The sequence below is a fragment of the Amycolatopsis sp. BJA-103 genome (genome assembly GCF_002849735.1).
Classification (GTDB): Bacteria; Actinomycetota; Actinomycetes; order Mycobacteriales; family Pseudonocardiaceae; genus Amycolatopsis.
Window position 1 is genome coordinate 8,414,635 of the sequence record NZ_CP017780.1, and the last position, 14,216, is coordinate 8,428,850.

Annotated in this window: 22 protein-coding genes; 19 read left to right on the plus strand and 3 right to left on the minus strand. The window is 65.7% G+C overall.

Annotation, left to right across the window (positions count from 1 at the left end):
- Position 1: 1 nt before the first annotated feature.
- The 3 genes from BKN51_RS37940 to BKN51_RS37950 are packed head-to-tail and all read right to left on the minus strand — an operon-like array spanning position 2 to position 2,101.
- Positions 2–1,165 carry a hypothetical protein gene (locus BKN51_RS37940; protein WP_101612161.1) on the minus strand — a complete coding sequence of 388 codons (1,164 nt, stop codon included), beginning with the start codon at positions 1,163–1,165 and terminating at the stop codon, positions 2–4.
- Positions 1,166–1,178: 13 nt separating this feature from the next.
- The gene (locus tag BKN51_RS37945; RefSeq protein WP_101612162.1) at positions 1,179–1,517 is read right to left on the minus strand and encodes a hypothetical protein; all 339 of its coding nucleotides are present in this window, start codon (positions 1,515–1,517) and stop codon (positions 1,179–1,181) included.
- Positions 1,517–2,101, minus strand: a complete 585-nt coding sequence (locus tag BKN51_RS37950) for a YbaB/EbfC family nucleoid-associated protein (RefSeq protein WP_101612163.1) — start codon at positions 2,099–2,101, stop codon at positions 1,517–1,519. The genes BKN51_RS37945 and BKN51_RS37950 overlap by 1 nt, the downstream gene beginning before the upstream one ends.
- A 178-nt stretch (positions 2,102–2,279) precedes the next feature.
- Between BKN51_RS37950 and BKN51_RS43710 the strand changes: the two genes are divergently transcribed.
- From BKN51_RS43710 to rplE, 19 genes are all read left to right on the plus strand, one after another.
- Positions 2,280–2,426 (plus strand): hypothetical protein, encoded by a 147-nt coding sequence (locus BKN51_RS43710; RefSeq protein WP_020633314.1) that lies wholly within the window; start codon positions 2,280–2,282, stop codon positions 2,424–2,426.
- 354 nt (positions 2,427–2,780) lie between these two features.
- Entirely contained in the window at positions 2,781–3,155 is a 375-nt protein-coding gene (gene rpsL / locus BKN51_RS37955; protein WP_003102113.1) for a 30S ribosomal protein S12, read from the plus strand.
- On the plus strand, positions 3,155–3,625 hold the full coding sequence (gene rpsG / locus BKN51_RS37960; protein ID WP_005166770.1) for a 30S ribosomal protein S7: 471 nt from the start codon (positions 3,155–3,157) through the stop codon (positions 3,623–3,625). The genes rpsL and rpsG overlap by 1 nt, the downstream gene beginning before the upstream one ends.
- A 63-nt stretch (positions 3,626–3,688) precedes the next feature.
- Complete coding sequence (fusA, locus tag BKN51_RS37965) at positions 3,689–5,788, plus strand: elongation factor G (RefSeq protein WP_101612164.1); 2,100 nt, start codon at positions 3,689–3,691, stop codon at positions 5,786–5,788.
- Between the two features lie 127 nt (positions 5,789–5,915).
- A complete protein-coding gene (tuf, locus tag BKN51_RS37970; protein WP_101612165.1) occupies positions 5,916–7,109 on the plus strand; it encodes an elongation factor Tu in 1,194 nt (397 codons plus the stop codon).
- A 394-nt stretch (positions 7,110–7,503) separates the two neighbouring features.
- On the plus strand, positions 7,504–7,809 hold the full coding sequence (gene rpsJ, locus BKN51_RS37975) for a 30S ribosomal protein S10 (RefSeq protein ID WP_003102098.1): 306 nt from the start codon (positions 7,504–7,506) through the stop codon (positions 7,807–7,809).
- A 31-nt stretch (positions 7,810–7,840) separates the two neighbouring features.
- On the plus strand, positions 7,841–8,491 hold the full coding sequence (rplC, locus tag BKN51_RS37980) for a 50S ribosomal protein L3 (RefSeq protein ID WP_061979959.1): 651 nt from the start codon (positions 7,841–7,843) through the stop codon (positions 8,489–8,491).
- Positions 8,492–8,493: 2 nt separating this feature from the next.
- Positions 8,494–9,180 (plus strand): 50S ribosomal protein L4, encoded by a 687-nt coding sequence (gene rplD / locus BKN51_RS37985; RefSeq protein WP_101612166.1) that lies wholly within the window; start codon positions 8,494–8,496, stop codon positions 9,178–9,180.
- The gene (rplW, locus tag BKN51_RS37990) at positions 9,177–9,488 is read left to right on the plus strand and encodes a 50S ribosomal protein L23 (RefSeq protein ID WP_101612167.1); all 312 of its coding nucleotides are present in this window, start codon (positions 9,177–9,179) and stop codon (positions 9,486–9,488) included. The genes rplD and rplW overlap by 4 nt, the downstream gene beginning before the upstream one ends.
- 16 nt (positions 9,489–9,504) lie before the next feature.
- Complete coding sequence (gene rplB, locus BKN51_RS37995; RefSeq protein WP_101612168.1) at positions 9,505–10,338, plus strand: 50S ribosomal protein L2; 834 nt, start codon at positions 9,505–9,507, stop codon at positions 10,336–10,338.
- 18 nt (positions 10,339–10,356) lie between these two features.
- Entirely contained in the window at positions 10,357–10,638 is a 282-nt protein-coding gene (gene rpsS, locus BKN51_RS38000; protein ID WP_026468892.1) for a 30S ribosomal protein S19, read from the plus strand.
- Positions 10,639–10,667: 29 nt separating this feature from the next.
- A complete protein-coding gene (gene rplV, locus BKN51_RS38005) occupies positions 10,668–11,084 on the plus strand; it encodes a 50S ribosomal protein L22 (RefSeq protein ID WP_005166780.1) in 417 nt (138 codons plus the stop codon).
- Positions 11,084–11,935 (plus strand): 30S ribosomal protein S3, encoded by an 852-nt coding sequence (gene rpsC / locus BKN51_RS38010; protein ID WP_101612169.1) that lies wholly within the window; start codon positions 11,084–11,086, stop codon positions 11,933–11,935. Before rplV ends, rpsC begins: the two co-directional genes overlap by 1 nt.
- Positions 11,936–11,938: 3 nt before the next feature.
- The gene (rplP, locus tag BKN51_RS38015) at positions 11,939–12,358 is read left to right on the plus strand and encodes a 50S ribosomal protein L16 (protein ID WP_004558864.1); all 420 of its coding nucleotides are present in this window, start codon (positions 11,939–11,941) and stop codon (positions 12,356–12,358) included.
- Positions 12,358–12,606 carry a 50S ribosomal protein L29 gene (gene rpmC, locus BKN51_RS38020; RefSeq protein ID WP_076163005.1) on the plus strand — a complete coding sequence of 83 codons (249 nt, stop codon included), beginning with the start codon at positions 12,358–12,360 and terminating at the stop codon, positions 12,604–12,606. Before rplP ends, rpmC begins: the two co-directional genes overlap by 1 nt.
- Positions 12,603–12,881: a 30S ribosomal protein S17 gene (rpsQ, locus tag BKN51_RS38025; protein ID WP_101612170.1), complete on the plus strand. Its 279-nt coding sequence runs from the start codon at positions 12,603–12,605 to the stop codon at positions 12,879–12,881. Before rpmC ends, rpsQ begins: the two co-directional genes overlap by 4 nt.
- A 79-nt stretch (positions 12,882–12,960) precedes the next feature.
- On the plus strand, positions 12,961–13,329 hold the full coding sequence (rplN, locus tag BKN51_RS38030) for a 50S ribosomal protein L14 (RefSeq protein WP_005166785.1): 369 nt from the start codon (positions 12,961–12,963) through the stop codon (positions 13,327–13,329).
- 3 nt (positions 13,330–13,332) lie between these two features.
- A complete protein-coding gene (gene rplX, locus BKN51_RS38035; protein ID WP_076163007.1) occupies positions 13,333–13,647 on the plus strand; it encodes a 50S ribosomal protein L24 in 315 nt (104 codons plus the stop codon).
- A gap of 2 nt (positions 13,648–13,649) precedes the next feature.
- Entirely contained in the window at positions 13,650–14,213 is a 564-nt protein-coding gene (gene rplE / locus BKN51_RS38040) for a 50S ribosomal protein L5 (RefSeq protein ID WP_101612171.1), read from the plus strand.
- The last annotated feature ends 3 nt before the right edge of the window (positions 14,214–14,216 follow it).

The window sequence follows — 14,216 nt, forward strand, 5'->3', positions numbered from 1 at the left end:
CCTACTGGTCCATGTCGAGGTTCTCGCGGGTCTCCTCTTCGCTGTGATGCCCGCCGGTGCGGCCGTACTCCTGCCCGGCGATGGTGGTCCTCGAGTTGTCGATGGTCTTGTTCACGAAGTCGAAGCCGGCCTTGCCCGCGTACGCCGACCCCTTCGAGATGTCGGCCGGATTGACCCCGACCACCTGCTTGATCGCCTGGTTCGGCACGCCCTTGAGGACGTCCGCCGCGGCATCGCCGAACGTGCCCAGCTGCGTCTTGGAGCCCTTGGCGATCGCGCCGACGATCGACTTCTCCTGACCGGGCGTCATCCCGATCTTGCCGGCCTTCGTCAGCTTCGAACCCTGTTTGACCAGGTCATCGGTCCACTTGAGCATGAAGCCCATGAACTTGTCGAGCAGCTTGCCGAGCTTCCCGAGGTGCTTGGTGATCTTGCCCATCGCGCTCGCGGCCTTGGCGATCGTCGCGGTCATCGCGGCGGCCACCGAGGAGCCGAGGCTGACGATGGACGCGGCCAGCGCGGGCAGCCAGATGTAGATCGCCCAGGTGACCAGTTCGGAGATGATCGATTTGACGACCTCTTCGATGACGGTCATCACCATCGACCACATCTGCAGCGTCTCGGCCACCGTCCCGGCGCTGTTGCCGATGCCCTTGATGCCGACGGCGAAGTCGCCGAGCGCGTTGCGAGCGGCGTCGCCCGCGTCGCCCACCCAGTCCTTCAGCGACTCGTCGCCGGTCTTGACGAAGTCGTCGGCCAGCGTGACGAAACCCTTGGCGATGTTGCCGAAGTTGCCCGCCGCGGTCTTGAGCGCCGGACCGTCCCCCGTGACGAAGTGCAGCGCGTCCTGCAGTGGCTGGATCAGCTCGATCAGGATGTTCAGGCCGTTGCTGACCAGCCAGCCCACCGGGTCGAGCACGAAACTCGCGAGGTCCGCGCCCGCGCCCGCGATGAACCCGGCGCCGTCCTGCACCAGCTGCCCGCCCGCGGCCGCGAGGTCGCCTGGGCCCTGCGCGGTGCTGAACTTCTCGTAGGCGTTGGCCACGGTGGTGACGCCCTTGCCCGCGACCGGCACCTTCTTCGCCGCGTCGAGCGCGTTCTTGCCGAAACTGTCGTCACCCGTGATCTTGACGCCGCCGGCGATGCTCGCCTTCTCGTCGGTCATGCCGTCCCCCAGCTCACTTCGGTCCGTCGATCCTGGCTTCGTACTTCCCCAGGGTGATCGTCGCGTCGTTTTCGAAGCCGTTGTAGATCGACGCGGCCTGGTTGAGCTTCCCGGAGAAGGCATCGACCCCGGTCTTCATCAGTTCGAGCAGTTCACGCAGGTCGGAGAGCTTGCCCGTGTAGGTCTGCTTCACCGCGAGCCCGATCAGGCCCCACGACTTGTCCGTGACGTCGGCCTGGTCGACGAGGCCGCCGAACTTGCCCGCCTCGTCCTTGTAATAACCGAGGTTGTTCGCGTAGTCGGTCAAGGCCTGCGTCTTGACCGCGTGCCCGCCGGCGCCTGGTCCGGTCATCAGTGGTCCTCCTCGTCGAACAGGTTCTTGAGGAACTGGTCACCCGCCGAGTTCCCGCCCGCCGGCGGCTGGCCGGGAGTCGCTTCGTCCGACCGCCGGAGCACCGTCTCCTCGCTGAAGTCGTCCTCGTTCCGAGGTCGGCGGGCGGGGCGGGCGGCCTCCGGTGGTGGCTCCTCCGACATCTGAGACCGCAGATCGGCGGTTGTGGTTCCCAACGCTTCCGCTTGGGCTTCGAGTACCTGCTCTTCGACGTTCAGGTGGAAGGTCCCGCCGAACTGCTCGTCGACGATCCCCGCCTGCTTCCGCGCTGCGTCGGCCACCGCGGTGTGCAAAGTGGACAGAATGGCGGCGGCGAGCTGTTGTGGTTGCTGCCTAAGGGCTTCCGGGCTCAGGCGAATGTCCTTGACCGACCCGCCCGGCCCCGCGACGACGGTGACCGAACGGTCCGGCGACGCCGCCACCGACTCCAGTTCCGCCAGTTCCGCCTGCATTTCGCCGACCTTCGCGAACTGCGTTTCGGCCTTCTTGATCTTGGACTGGAACTTCTCGAATTCCGCGACCAGCTGTTCGAACTCGGCCGACATGGACCCTCCTGTGCTTGCGCTGCGTCAACCGGTCATCACTGTGACCGGTGTCATCGTGACCCATTCGCCGCTTGGACGCGATGGTGTGCTTTCCGGATCCATCCGGCTCACCCGTCAGGGGAATAGGTAGCGTGGTTCGCCGAGTAAGGCGGTATCAGCACAGTGAGGGGAGGGCGTCGTGGACGCCGAGCAGCAGGAAAGCACCGAGGAACCCCGGCGGGGGAGTCACGCGGCGCCGGAGGGGGCTCCCGTGCATCCGTTGATCGACCTCAATCGGGATCCGCATCCGGGCCGGGCGGATCACGCCAAGCCCGACGAGGAATGAGCGGACCACGTCGGGGCCGACGAGGAATGAAACGGCCCGAAACGCCGTTCCATCAGGGTGGCCGCGGCGTGACGCCCGGCACGATATAGTTATCGACCCCCCGATTTGGTCGCCCTGTCAGTGGGCGGGTATCTTTGGAGACCGTGCCCGGCAGGCGTCGGGCCGTCCCGTGTGCCGTGCGGCATGAACGGGATGCTCAGGCATCCGGTTCCGAGGCTTCGCCAACACGGGATCCGACGGAAAATCCCTACGGGAAGTTACCGGTCGAAAGACCGTGACGCGGGCCGACACGCCCGACCGCGGGGGCCGGAGACAGACACGTAGTAGCAAGATCGCGAACAGAAAGCTGGTCCATTGCCCACGATCCAGCAGCTGGTCCGTAAGGGCCGCCAGGACAAGGCTGCCAAGCAGAAGACCGCGGCCCTCAAGGGGAGCCCGCAGCGGCGTGGCGTGTGCACTCGCGTGTACACCACAACCCCCAAGAAGCCGAACTCGGCGCTTCGCAAGGTCGCTCGTGTGAAGTTGACCAGCGGCATCGAGGTCACCGCCTACATTCCCGGTGAGGGCCACAACCTGCAGGAGCACTCGATGGTGCTCGTGCGTGGTGGTCGTGTGAAGGACCTTCCGGGTGTCCGTTACAAGATCATCCGCGGTTCGCTCGACACCCAGGGTGTCAAGAACCGTAAGCAGGCGCGCAGCCGGTACGGCGCGAAGAAGGAGAAGAGCTAATGCCCCGCAAGGGTCCGGCCCCGAAGCGGCCGCTGATCTCTGACCCCGTCTACGCATCCCCGCTGGTCACCCAGCTGGTGAACAAGGTGCTGAAGGACGGCAAGCGGTCCCTGGCCGAGCGCATCGTTTACGGCGCCCTCGAAGGAGCTCGCGAGAAGACCGGCACCGACCCGGTCGTCACGCTGAAGCGCGCCCTCGACAACGTGAAGCCCACCATCGAGGTGAAGAGCCGCCGCGTCGGTGGTGCCACCTACCAGGTGCCGATCGAGGTCAAGCCGGGCCGTTCGACCACCCTCGCCCTGCGTTGGCTGGTCTCCTTCTCCGCGGCCCGCCGCGAGAAGACCATGATCGAGCGCCTGCAGAACGAGCTCCTCGACGCGAGCAACGGCCTCGGCGCCAGCGTGAAGCGGCGCGAGGACACGCACAAGATGGCCGAGTCCAACAAGGCCTTCGCGCACTACCGCTGGTGATGACCGCCCGGCTGCCGATCAAAGCCTTGCCGGGCCCCAATTTTGAGACAGGGGAACACTCTCGTGGCACGTGAAGTGCTGACCGACCTGAACCAGGTCCGCAACATCGGCATCATGGCCCACATCGACGCCGGTAAGACCACCACCACCGAGCGGATCCTGTTCTACACCGGGGTCAACTACAAGATCGGTGAAGTCCACGATGGCGCCGCCACCATGGACTGGATGGAGGAGGAGCAGAAGCGGGGTATCACCATCACCTCGGCTGCCACCACCACCTTCTGGGCCGATCACCAGATCAACATCATCGACACCCCGGGTCACGTCGACTTCACCGTCGAGGTGGAGCGTTCGCTCCGCGTGCTCGATGGTGCCGTCGCCGTGTTCGACGGCAAGGAAGGTGTCGAGCCGCAGTCCGAGCAGGTCTGGCGTCAGGCGGACAAGTACGAGGTTCCTCGTATCTGCTTCGTCAACAAGATGGACAAGCTCGGCGCGGACTTCTACTTCACCGTCCGCACCATCGAGGAGCGCCTCGGCGCCCGCCCGCTGGTCATCCAGCTGCCGATCGGCGCCGAGAACGAGTTCGAAGGCGTCATCGACCTGGTCCGCATGAAGGCGCTGACCTGGCGCGGCGAGGTCCAGAAGGGCGAGGACTACGCCGTCGAGGAGATCCCGGCCGAGCTCGCCGACAAGGCGGCCGAGTACCGGGAGAAGCTGGTCGAGGCCATCGCCGAGACCGAAGACTCCCTGATGGAGAAGTTCCTCGAGGGCGAGGAGCTGACGGAAGCCGAGCTCAAGGCCGGTATCCGCAAGCTCACCGTGAACCGCGAGGCGTACCCGGTGCTCACCGGTTCCGCCTTCAAGAACAAGGGCGTTCAGCCCATGCTCGACGCGGTCATCGACTACCTGCCGTCGCCGCTGGACGTCCCCGCCGTCGAGGGCACGCTGCCCGACGGTGAGACCCCGGTGCTGCGGAAGCCGTCCGTCGACGAACCGTTCGCCGCTCTGGCGTTCAAGATCGCCGCGCACCCGTTCTTCGGCAAGCTGACCTACATCCGGGTGTACTCGGGCAAGGTCTCCTCCGGCGCGCAGCTGATCAACGCCACCAAGGAGCGCAAGGAGCGCATCGGGAAGCTCTTCCAGATGCACTCCAACAAGGAGAACCCGGTCGAGGAGGCCCAGGCGGGCCACATCTACGCGGTCATCGGCCTGAAGGACACCACCACCGGTGACACCCTCGCCGACCCGCAGAACCCGGTCGTCCTCGAGTCGATGACGTTCCCGGCGCCGGTCATCCGCGTCGCGATCGAGCCCAAGACCAAGGCCGACCAGGAGAAGCTGTCCCTGGCGATCCAGAAGCTGGCCGAAGAGGACCCGACGTTCCAGGTCAACCTGGACGAGGACACCGGCCAGACGATCATCGCGGGTATGGGCGAGCTGCACCTCGAGGTGCTGGTGAACCGGATGAAGTCCGACTACAAGGTCGAGGCGAACATCGGTAAGCCGCAGGTCGCCTACCGCGAGACGGTGCGCAAGACGGTCGAGAAGCTCGACTACGTGCACAAGAAGCAGACCGGTGGTTCCGGTCAGTTCGCGAAGGTCATCGTCAAGCTCGAGCCGCTCGAGTCCACCGACGGTGCCCTCTACGAGTTCTCCAACAAGGTCACCGGTGGCCGCGTGCCGCGGGAGTACATCCCGTCGGTCGACGCGGGCGCGCAGGACGCCATGCAGTACGGCGTGCTGGCCGGCTACCCGCTCGTCGGGTTGAAGTTCACCTTGTTGGACGGCGCGTACCACGAGGTCGACTCTTCGGAAATGGCCTTCAAGATCGCCGGCTCCATCGCGATGAAGGAAGCCGCGCGGAAGGCCAACCCGGTCATCCTCGAGCCGTTGATGGCCGTCGAGGTCACCACGCCCGAGGACTACATGGGCGATGTGATCGGCGACCTCAACTCCCGCCGTGGCCAGATCCAGGCCATGGAGGAGCGCGCCGGTACCCGTGTCGTCAAGGCACTGGTCCCGCTGTCGGAGATGTTCGGTTACGTCGGTGACCTGCGGTCGCGTACCCAGGGGCGGGCCAACTACTCCATGGTGTTCGACTCCTACGCCGAGGTTCCCGCGAACGTCGCGAAGGAAATCATCGCGAAGGCGACAGGGGAGTAGTTCCCTCTCGCTCGCGGGCATAAGGAAAACTCCTGAACGTCCGCACCACCCACCGAGAAACGAATCTCCGTCCGACGACAGCCACGTCGGCCGGTGAGTAAGCAAAACAGTCCAGGAGGACATTCCAGTGGCGAAGGCGAAATTCGAGCGGACCAAGCCGCACGTCAACATCGGGACCATCGGTCACGTCGACCACGGTAAGACCACTCTGACCGCGGCGATCACCAAGGTTCTGCACGACAAGTACCCCGAGCTGAACACGGCGTCGGCGTTCGACCAGATCGACAACGCGCCGGAAGAGAAGCAGCGCGGCATCACGATCAACATCTCGCACGTCGAGTACCAGACCGAGAAGCGTCACTACGCCCACGTGGACGCCCCCGGTCACGCGGACTACATCAAGAACATGATCACCGGTGCGGCGCAGATGGACGGCGCGATCCTCGTGGTCGCGGCGACCGACGGCCCGATGCCGCAGACCCGTGAGCACGTGCTGCTCGCGAAGCAGGTCGGCGTGCCCTACATCGTGGTCGCGCTGAACAAGGCCGACATGGTCGACGACGAAGAGATCCTGGAGCTCGTCGAGCTCGAGGTCCGCGAGCTGCTGTCCTCCCAGGACTTCCCGGGTGACGACGCTCCGGTCGTCAAGGTCTCCGGCCTGAAGGCCCTCGAGGGCGACGCCAAGTGGGGCGAGAGTGTTCTCGAGCTCATGGCGGCCGTCGACGAGAACGTGCCGGACCCGGTGCGTGAGCTCGACAAGCCGTTCCTGATGCCGATCGAAGACGTCTTCACGATCACCGGCCGTGGCACGGTCGTGACCGGCCGTATCGAGCGTGGCCGCGTCAACGTGAACGAAGAGGTCGAGATCGTCGGCATCAAGGAAAAGTCGACCAAGACCACCGTCACCGGTGTCGAGATGTTCCGCAAGCTGCTCGACCAGGGTGAGGCCGGCGACAACGTCGGTCTGCTGGTCCGCGGCATCAAGCGCGAGGACGTCGAGCGCGGCCAGGTCGTCGTGAAGCCGGGCACCACCACCCCGCACACGGAGTTCGAGGGCTCGGTCTACATCCTGTCGAAGGACGAGGGTGGTCGTCACACCCCGTTCTTCAACAACTACCGCCCGCAGTTCTACTTCCGCACGACGGACGTGACCGGCGTGGTGACCCTCAAGGAGGGCACCGAGATGGTCATGCCGGGCGACAACACGGACATCAGCGTCGTGCTGATCCAGCCGATCGCCATGGACGAGGGTCTGCGTTTCGCCATCCGTGAGGGTGGACGGACCGTCGGCGCCGGCCAGGTCACCAAGATCACCAAGTGATTTAGACGCCCCGCCCGGGGGCATTACACCCCCGGGTAAGGGGCGTCAAATCACGTGTGCGACACTATTCAGGTTGCTCGTCCTGGGGCGGCCGAATCCGCGGTTCTTTCCGAACACGGGTTCCGGCCGCCCTGGTATGAGTAGCCATGGTCCGTGGAGCTCTTCCTTCGGGTGAGGCCAGCGGGCGCGGTGGTTGAGACGGCACGGCCGGATCACCGCCTCCTCACATGAGGAAGACCAGGACGACGAAGATCCCACGGGATCCGTCTGTGCGTCGGGCACGACACGCCCGACCGCGTGGACCGGAGACAGGGCCGTTGAACTGGGAAAACCTCAGGCACGACCGAGGTTTGAAGAGACAAAGCGGCACGAGACGACAAGGAACGCAGCCACCATGGCGGGACAGAAGATCCGCATCCGGCTCAAGGCCTACGACCACGAGGCGATCGACACCTCGGCGCGCAAGATCGTCGAGACGGTCACGCGCACCGGCGCCCGTGTTGTCGGGCCGGTGCCGCTGCCCACCGAGAAGAACGTTTACTGCGTCATCCGCTCGCCGCACAAGTACAAGGACTCGCGCGAGCACTTCGAGATGCGCACGCACAAGCGTCTGATCGACATCCTCGACCCGACGCCGAAGACGGTCGACGCGCTCATGCGCATCGACCTGCCGGCGAGCGTCGACGTCAACATCCAGTAGCGGCTGGCGAGCGGCGGAGAGTAAGAGACTCATGTCTGACAGGCAAGTGAAGGGCATCCTGGGCACCAAGCTCGGCATGACCCAGGTCTTCGACGAGAACAACCGGGTCGTCCCGGTGACCGTCGTGCAGGCCGGCCCGAACGTGGTGACCCAGGTTCGGACCCAGGAAACCGACGGCTACAAGGCCGTGCAGCTGGCTTTCGGTGCGGTCGACCCGCGCCGGGTGAACAAGCCGCGCACCGGCCACTTCGACAAGGCGAGCGTGACCCCGCGTCGTTTCCTTGCGGAGCTGCGTACCACCGACGCCGAGACCTACGAGGTCGGCCAGGAGATCACCGCTGAGGTGTTCGAGGCCGGTATCGAGGTCGACGTGACCGGTACCAGCAAGGGCAAGGGCTACGCCGGTGTCATGAAGCGTCACGGCTTCAAGGGCCAGGGCGCCAGCCACGGTGCCCAGGCCGTGCACCGCAAGCCCGGCTCGATCGGTGGCTGTGCCACCCCGGGTCGCGTCTTCAAGGGCCTGCGCATGGCGGGCCGGATGGGCAACGACCGGGTCACCACGCAGAACCTGACCGTGCACGCGGTGCGTGCCGAAGACGGCCTGCTGCTGATCAAGGGCGCCGTGCCCGGTCCCAAGGGCGGCCTGCTGTTCGTTCGCAGCGCCGCGAAGGGTGGTAACTGAAGATGAGCAGCGTCGAGCTGAAGACCCCGGCCGGTAAAGCCGACGGCACGGTCGACCTCCCCTCGGAGATCTTCGACGTGCAGGCCAACGTGCCCCTCATGCACCAGGTCGTGGTGGGCCAGCTGGCCGCCGCGCGCCAGGGAACGCATGACACCAAGACCCGCGGTGAAGTCCGCGGTGGTGGCAAGAAGCCGTACCGTCAGAAGGGCACCGGCCGCGCCCGCCAGGGTTCGACCCGTGCGCCGCAGTTCACCGGTGGTGGCGTCGTCCACGGCCCCACGCCGCGTGACTACACCCAGCGGACCCCGAAGAAGATGAAGGCCGCCGCTCTCCGTGGCGCCCTCTCCGACCGGGCCCGTGCCGGACAGCTGCACGTCGTCACCGAACTGGTGACCGGCGAGAGGCCGTCCACCAAGTCCGCCAAGGCCATCATCGCCGCGGTGACCCAGGCCAAGCGCGTTCTCGTGGTCCTGCACCGCGACGACGAGCTGAGCTGGAACTCGCTGCGCAACCTGGCCGAGGTCCACATCATCACGCCCGACCAGCTCAACACCTACGACGTGTTGGTCAACGACGACGTGGTGTTCACCAAGGCCGCTTACGACGTTTTCGTCGCCGGTCCCGTCAGGGGCAAGGGCGCGAAGGCTTCGGCCCGGTCGAGCGAGGTTGAAGGGAGTGACGAGCAGTGAGTGCGATCGCCATCCCCGATCCCCGCGACATCTTGCTCGCGCCGGTGATCTCCGAGAAGTCCTACGGGCTGCTCGAGGACCACAAGTACACGTTCGTGGTTCGCCCGGACGCCAACAAGACCCAGATCAAGATCGCGGTCGAGAAGGTGTTCGGCGTCAAGGTGGTCAGTGTCAACACCCTCAACCGCCAGGGCAAGCGTAAGCGGACTCGCGCCGGCTTCGGCAAGCGCAAGGACACCAAGCGCGCCATCGTGACTCTTTCGGCTGAGAGCAAGCCGATCGAGATCTTCGGCGGACCCACCGCGTAAAGGACTGAGCTGACACATGGGCATCCGCAAGTACAAGCCGACGACCCCGGGTCGTCGCGGTTCCAGCGTCTCCGACTTCGCCGAGATCACTCGGTCCACCCCGGAGAAGTCGCTGCTGCGTCCGCTGAGCAAGACCGGCGGCCGTAACTCCAGCGGCAAGATCACCACCCGTCACAAGGGCGGTGGCCACAAGCGCGCGTACCGGCTGATCGACTTCCGCCGGAACGACAAGGACGGCGTTCCCGCCAAGGTCGCGCACATCGAGTACGACCCCAACCGGTCCGCTCGTATCGCGCTCCTGCACTACGCCGACGGCGAGAAGCGCTACATCATCGCCCCGGAGAAGCTCAAGCAGGGTGACACGGTTGAGAACGGCCCCCGCGCCGACATCAAGCCGGGTAACAACCTGCCGCTGCGCAACATCCCGGTCGGCACCGTGATCCACGCGATCGAGCTCCGCCCCGGTGGCGGCGCGAAGATGGCGCGGTCCGCCGGTGCCAAGGTGCAGCTGGTGGCGAAGGACGGGCCTTACGCCCAGCTTCGTCTCCCGTCGGGCGAGATCCGGAACGTCGACGTGCGCAACCGCGCCACCATCGGCGAGGTCGGCAACTCCGACCACTCCAACATCAACTGGGGCAAGGCGGGTCGTAACCGCTGGCGCGGCAAGCGCCCCACCGTCCGTGGTGTCGTCATGAACCCGGTCGACCACCCGCACGGTGGTGGTGAGGGTAAGACCTCCGGTGGTCGCCACCCGGTGAACCCGAACGGAAAGCCCGAAGGCCGCACGCGCCGCCGCAAGGCCTCCGACGCCATGATCGTCCGCCGCCGGCGTACCGGCAAGAAGCGCTGAGCAGGGAGGTAGAAGAACATGCCACGTAGCCTCAAAAAGGGCCCCTTCGTGGACGACCACCTGCTCAAGAAGGTGGACGTTCTCAACGAGTCGGGCAAGAAGACCGTCATCAAGACCTGGTCGCGACGCTCCACGATCATCCCGGACTTCCTGGGTCACACGATCGCGGTGCACGACGGTCGCAAGCACGTCCCGGTGTTCGTCACCGAGGCGATGGTGGGTCACAAGTTGGGCGAATTCGCCCCGACTCGGACCTTCAAGGGCCACATCAAGGACGACCGCAAGTCGCGCCGCCGCTGAGCGGGCACGAGAGAACAAGGAAGCTAGCGATGAACGCCCAGAACGACGTGGCCGAGGCATTGCCGACGGCTTACGCGCGGGCTCGCTTCGTCCGGGACTCACCTACCAAGGTGCGCCGGGTGATCGAGCTGATCAAGGGACGTAGCGCCGCCGACGCCTTGGCCGTGCTCCAGTTCGCCCCGCAGGCGGCAAGCGAGCCGGTCGCGAAGGTGCTCGCCAGCGCCGTGGCCAACGCCGAAAACAACCTCGATCTCGACCCGGACACCCTCTGGGTCAAGAACGCCTACGCCGACGAGGGCCCGACCCTCAAGCGCATCCGTCCGCGGGCCCAGGGCCGCGCGTACCGGATCCGCAAGCGGACCAGCCACATCACCGTCGAGGTGGAGTCGCGTCCCAAGGCCGAGGCCAAGAAGGCACAGGGCAAGAAGAAGGCAGGTGGCCGGTAGTGGGCCAGAAGATCAACCCGCACGGCTTCCGCCTGGGTATCACCACGGACTGGAAGTCGCGTTGGTACGCCGACAAGCAGTACGCGGAGTACGTGGCCGAGGACGTCAAGATCCGGAAGCTGCTGTCCACGGGCATGGAGCGCGCCGGGATCTCCAAGGTCGAGATCGAGCGCACCCGTGACCGTGTCCGCGTCGACATCCACACCGCCCGGCCGGGCATCGTCATCGGCCGTCGTGGTGCGGAAGCCGACCGGATCCGCGGCGCGCTGGAGAAGCTGACCGCCAAGCAGGTCCAGCTGAACATCCTCGAGGTCAAGAACCCCGAGGCCGACGCCCAGCTCGTCGCTCAGGGTGTCGCGGAGCAGCTGAGCAACCGTGTGGCGTTCCGCCGCGCGATGCGCAAGGCGATCCAGACCTCCATGCGTTCGCCGCAGGTCAAGGGCATCCGCGTGCAGTGCGGCGGTCGTCTCGGCGGTGCCGAGATGTCCCGCTCCGAGCACTACCGCGATGGCCGCGTCCCGCTGCACACGCTGCGTGCCGACATCGACTACGGCTTCTTCGAGGCCAAGACGACGTTCGGTCGCATCGGCGTGAAGGTGTGGATCTACAAGGGCGAGCTCGTGGGTGGACTCAAGGCCCGTGAGGCGCGCGACGCCGCCGCGGCCGCCGAGCGTGCCCCGCGCCGTGACCGTGGTGACCGCCCGACCCGCCCGCGCCGTTCCGGTGCGTCGGGTACGACGCCGACCTCGACCGAAGCCGGTCGGGCAGCTGCCGCCGCCAAGAGCGACGACACCGCCCCCGCGGCCACCGAGGCCCCGGCTGCTGAGACTGCAGAAAAGACGGAGGGCTGACACGTGCTCATCCCGCGCAGGGTCAAGCACCGGAAGCAGCACTCCCCGAAGCGCCACGGTGCCGCCAAGGGCGGTACGAAGGTCAGCTTCGGCGAGTACGGCATCCAGGCGCTTGAGCACAGCTACGTGACCAACAGGCAGATCGAGTCCGCTCGTATCGCCATGACGCGTCACATCAAGCGTGGCGGCAAGGTGTGGACGACCATCTACCCGGACCGCCCGCTGACCAAGAAGCCGGCGGAAACCCGCATGGGTTCCGGTAAGGGCTCGCCCGAGTGGTGGATCGCCAACGTGAAGCCGGGCCGCGTCATGTTCGAGATCTCGTTCCCGAACGAGGAGACCGCCCGTGAGGCGCTCCGTCGCGCGATCCACAAGCTGCCCATGAAGTGCCGCATCGTTACCCGTGAAGGTGGTGAGTTCTGATGGCGAAGGCTGGTATCGCCCAGACGTCGGAGCTTCGTGAGCTCACCGCGGAAGAGCTTGTCCTGCGTCTGAAGGAATACAAGGAGGAGCTTTTCAACCTCCGCTTCCAGATGGCGACCGGACAGCTCGACAACAACCGCCGTCTGCGTACCGTCCGTACGGACATCGCGCGGATCTACACGGTCATGCGCGAGCGTGAACTCGGCCTGTCCGTTTCCCCTGACGCCGAGAGTGAAGGTGCCGCATGAGCGAGCAGCCCACCGAGGCGGCCGGCCGCAACGACCGCAAGGTCCGTGAGGGCTATGTCGTCTCGGACAAGATGAACAAGACGATCGTGGTCGAGCTCGAGGACCGCAAGAAGCACCGCCGTTACGCCAAGGTTCTCCGCAGCACCAAGAAGGTCAAGGTGCACGACGAGAACAACGAGGCGGGCACGGGCGACAAGGTCACCTTGATGGAGACCCGCCCGCTGTCGGCGACCAAGCGCTGGCGCCTGGTGCAGATCGTGGAGAAGGCCAAGTAAGTAGGGCTCTTTTTGAGTCCCTTAGTTCCGCAAGGCTCGCGTTCGCACGCGAGAACCAGCGCGACATACAGGAGTTGACGTGATCCAGCAGGAGTCGCGGCTTCGGGTTGCCGACAACACGGGCGCGAAGGAAATCCTTTGCATCCGCGTTCTCGGCGGTTCGGGGCGGCGCTACGCGGGTATCGGCGACATCATCGTCGCCACCGTGAAGGACGCCATGCCGGCTGCCGGCGTGAAGAAGGGTGACGTCGTCAAGGCGGTCATCGTTCGCACGCGCAAGGAGCGCCGTCGTCCGGACGGTTCTTACATCCGCTTCGACGAGAACGCTGCTGTGCTCATCAAGAACGACAATGAGCCCCGTGGCACCCGCATCTTCGGCCCGGTGGGCCGCGAGCTGCGCGACCGAAAGTTCATGAAGATCATTTCGCTCGCGCCGGAGGTGTTGTAGAGCATGAAGGTGAAGAAGGGCGACACGGTCGTCGTCGTCGCCGGCAAGGACAAGGGCGCCAAGGGCAAGGTCATTCAGGCCTACCCCGAGCGCGAGCGTGTGCTGGTCGAGGGCGTGAACCGGATCAAGAAGCACACCCGGATCTCCCAGACCCAGCGTGGCGCGCAGTCCGGTGGCATCGTCACCCAGGAGGCGCCCATCCACGTGTCGAACGTGATGGTCGTCGACTCCGACGGCAAGCCGACCCGGGTGGGCTACCGCATCGGCGAGGACGGCAAGAAGGTCCGGGTCTCGCGCCGTAACGGTAAGGACATCTGATCATGACCACCGCAGAGAAGATCGCCCCGCGCCTGAAGGTGCGGTACCGCGAGGAGATCAAGGGACAGCTCCAGGAGGAGTTCTCCTTCGAGAACGTCCACCAGATCCCGGGCGTCGTCAAGGTCGTCGTGAACATGGGTGTCGGTGACGCCGCCCGTGACAGCAAGCTGATCGAAGGCGCCATCAAGGACCTGGCCGCGATCACCGGGCAGAAGCCCGAGGTTCGCAAGGCTCGCAAGTCCATCGCGCAGTTCAAGCTGCGTGAGGGCCAGCCGATCGGTGCGCGCGTCACGCTGCGCAACGACCGGATGTGGGAGTTCCTCGACCGGCTGCTGACCATCGCGCTGCCGCGTATCCGTGACTTCCGCGGGCTTTCGCCGAAGCAGTTCGACGGCAACGGCAACTACACGTTCGGTCTCAACGAGCAGTCGATGTTCCACGAGATCGATCCGGACGCCATCGACCGCCCGCGCGGTATGGACGTCACTGTCGTCACCACCGCCAACACCGACGACGAGGGTCGCGCGCTGCTTCGCAAGCTCGGCTTCCCGTTCAAGGAGAACTGAGTC

Coding starts and splice junctions, on each gene's coding strand:
- rplD (WP_101612166.1), top strand. CDS start 8,494: ATGAGCAGCGTCGAGCTGAAGACCCCGGCCGGTAAAGCCGACGGCACG.
- rpsJ (WP_003102098.1), top strand. CDS start 7,504: ATGGCGGGACAGAAGATCCGCATCCGGCTCAAGGCCTACGACCACGAG.
- rplC (WP_061979959.1), top strand. CDS start 7,841: ATGTCTGACAGGCAAGTGAAGGGCATCCTGGGCACCAAGCTCGGCATG.
- BKN51_RS37950 (WP_101612163.1), bottom strand. CDS start 2,101: ATGTCGGCCGAGTTCGAACAGCTGGTCGCGGAATTCGAGAAGTTCCAG.
- rplV (WP_005166780.1), top strand. CDS start 10,668: ATGAACGCCCAGAACGACGTGGCCGAGGCATTGCCGACGGCTTACGCG.
- rpsS (WP_026468892.1), top strand. CDS start 10,357: ATGCCACGTAGCCTCAAAAAGGGCCCCTTCGTGGACGACCACCTGCTC.
- rplX (WP_076163007.1), top strand. CDS start 13,333: ATGAAGGTGAAGAAGGGCGACACGGTCGTCGTCGTCGCCGGCAAGGAC.
- BKN51_RS37940 (WP_101612161.1), bottom strand. CDS start 1,165: ATGACCGACGAGAAGGCGAGCATCGCCGGCGGCGTCAAGATCACGGGT.
- rplB (WP_101612168.1), top strand. CDS start 9,505: ATGGGCATCCGCAAGTACAAGCCGACGACCCCGGGTCGTCGCGGTTCC.
- rpsG (WP_005166770.1), top strand. CDS start 3,155: ATGCCCCGCAAGGGTCCGGCCCCGAAGCGGCCGCTGATCTCTGACCCC.
- rpmC (WP_076163005.1), top strand. CDS start 12,358: ATGGCGAAGGCTGGTATCGCCCAGACGTCGGAGCTTCGTGAGCTCACC.
- rpsQ (WP_101612170.1), top strand. CDS start 12,603: ATGAGCGAGCAGCCCACCGAGGCGGCCGGCCGCAACGACCGCAAGGTC.
- BKN51_RS37945 (WP_101612162.1), bottom strand. CDS start 1,517: ATGACCGGACCAGGCGCCGGCGGGCACGCGGTCAAGACGCAGGCCTTG.
- rplE (WP_101612171.1), top strand. CDS start 13,650: ATGACCACCGCAGAGAAGATCGCCCCGCGCCTGAAGGTGCGGTACCGC.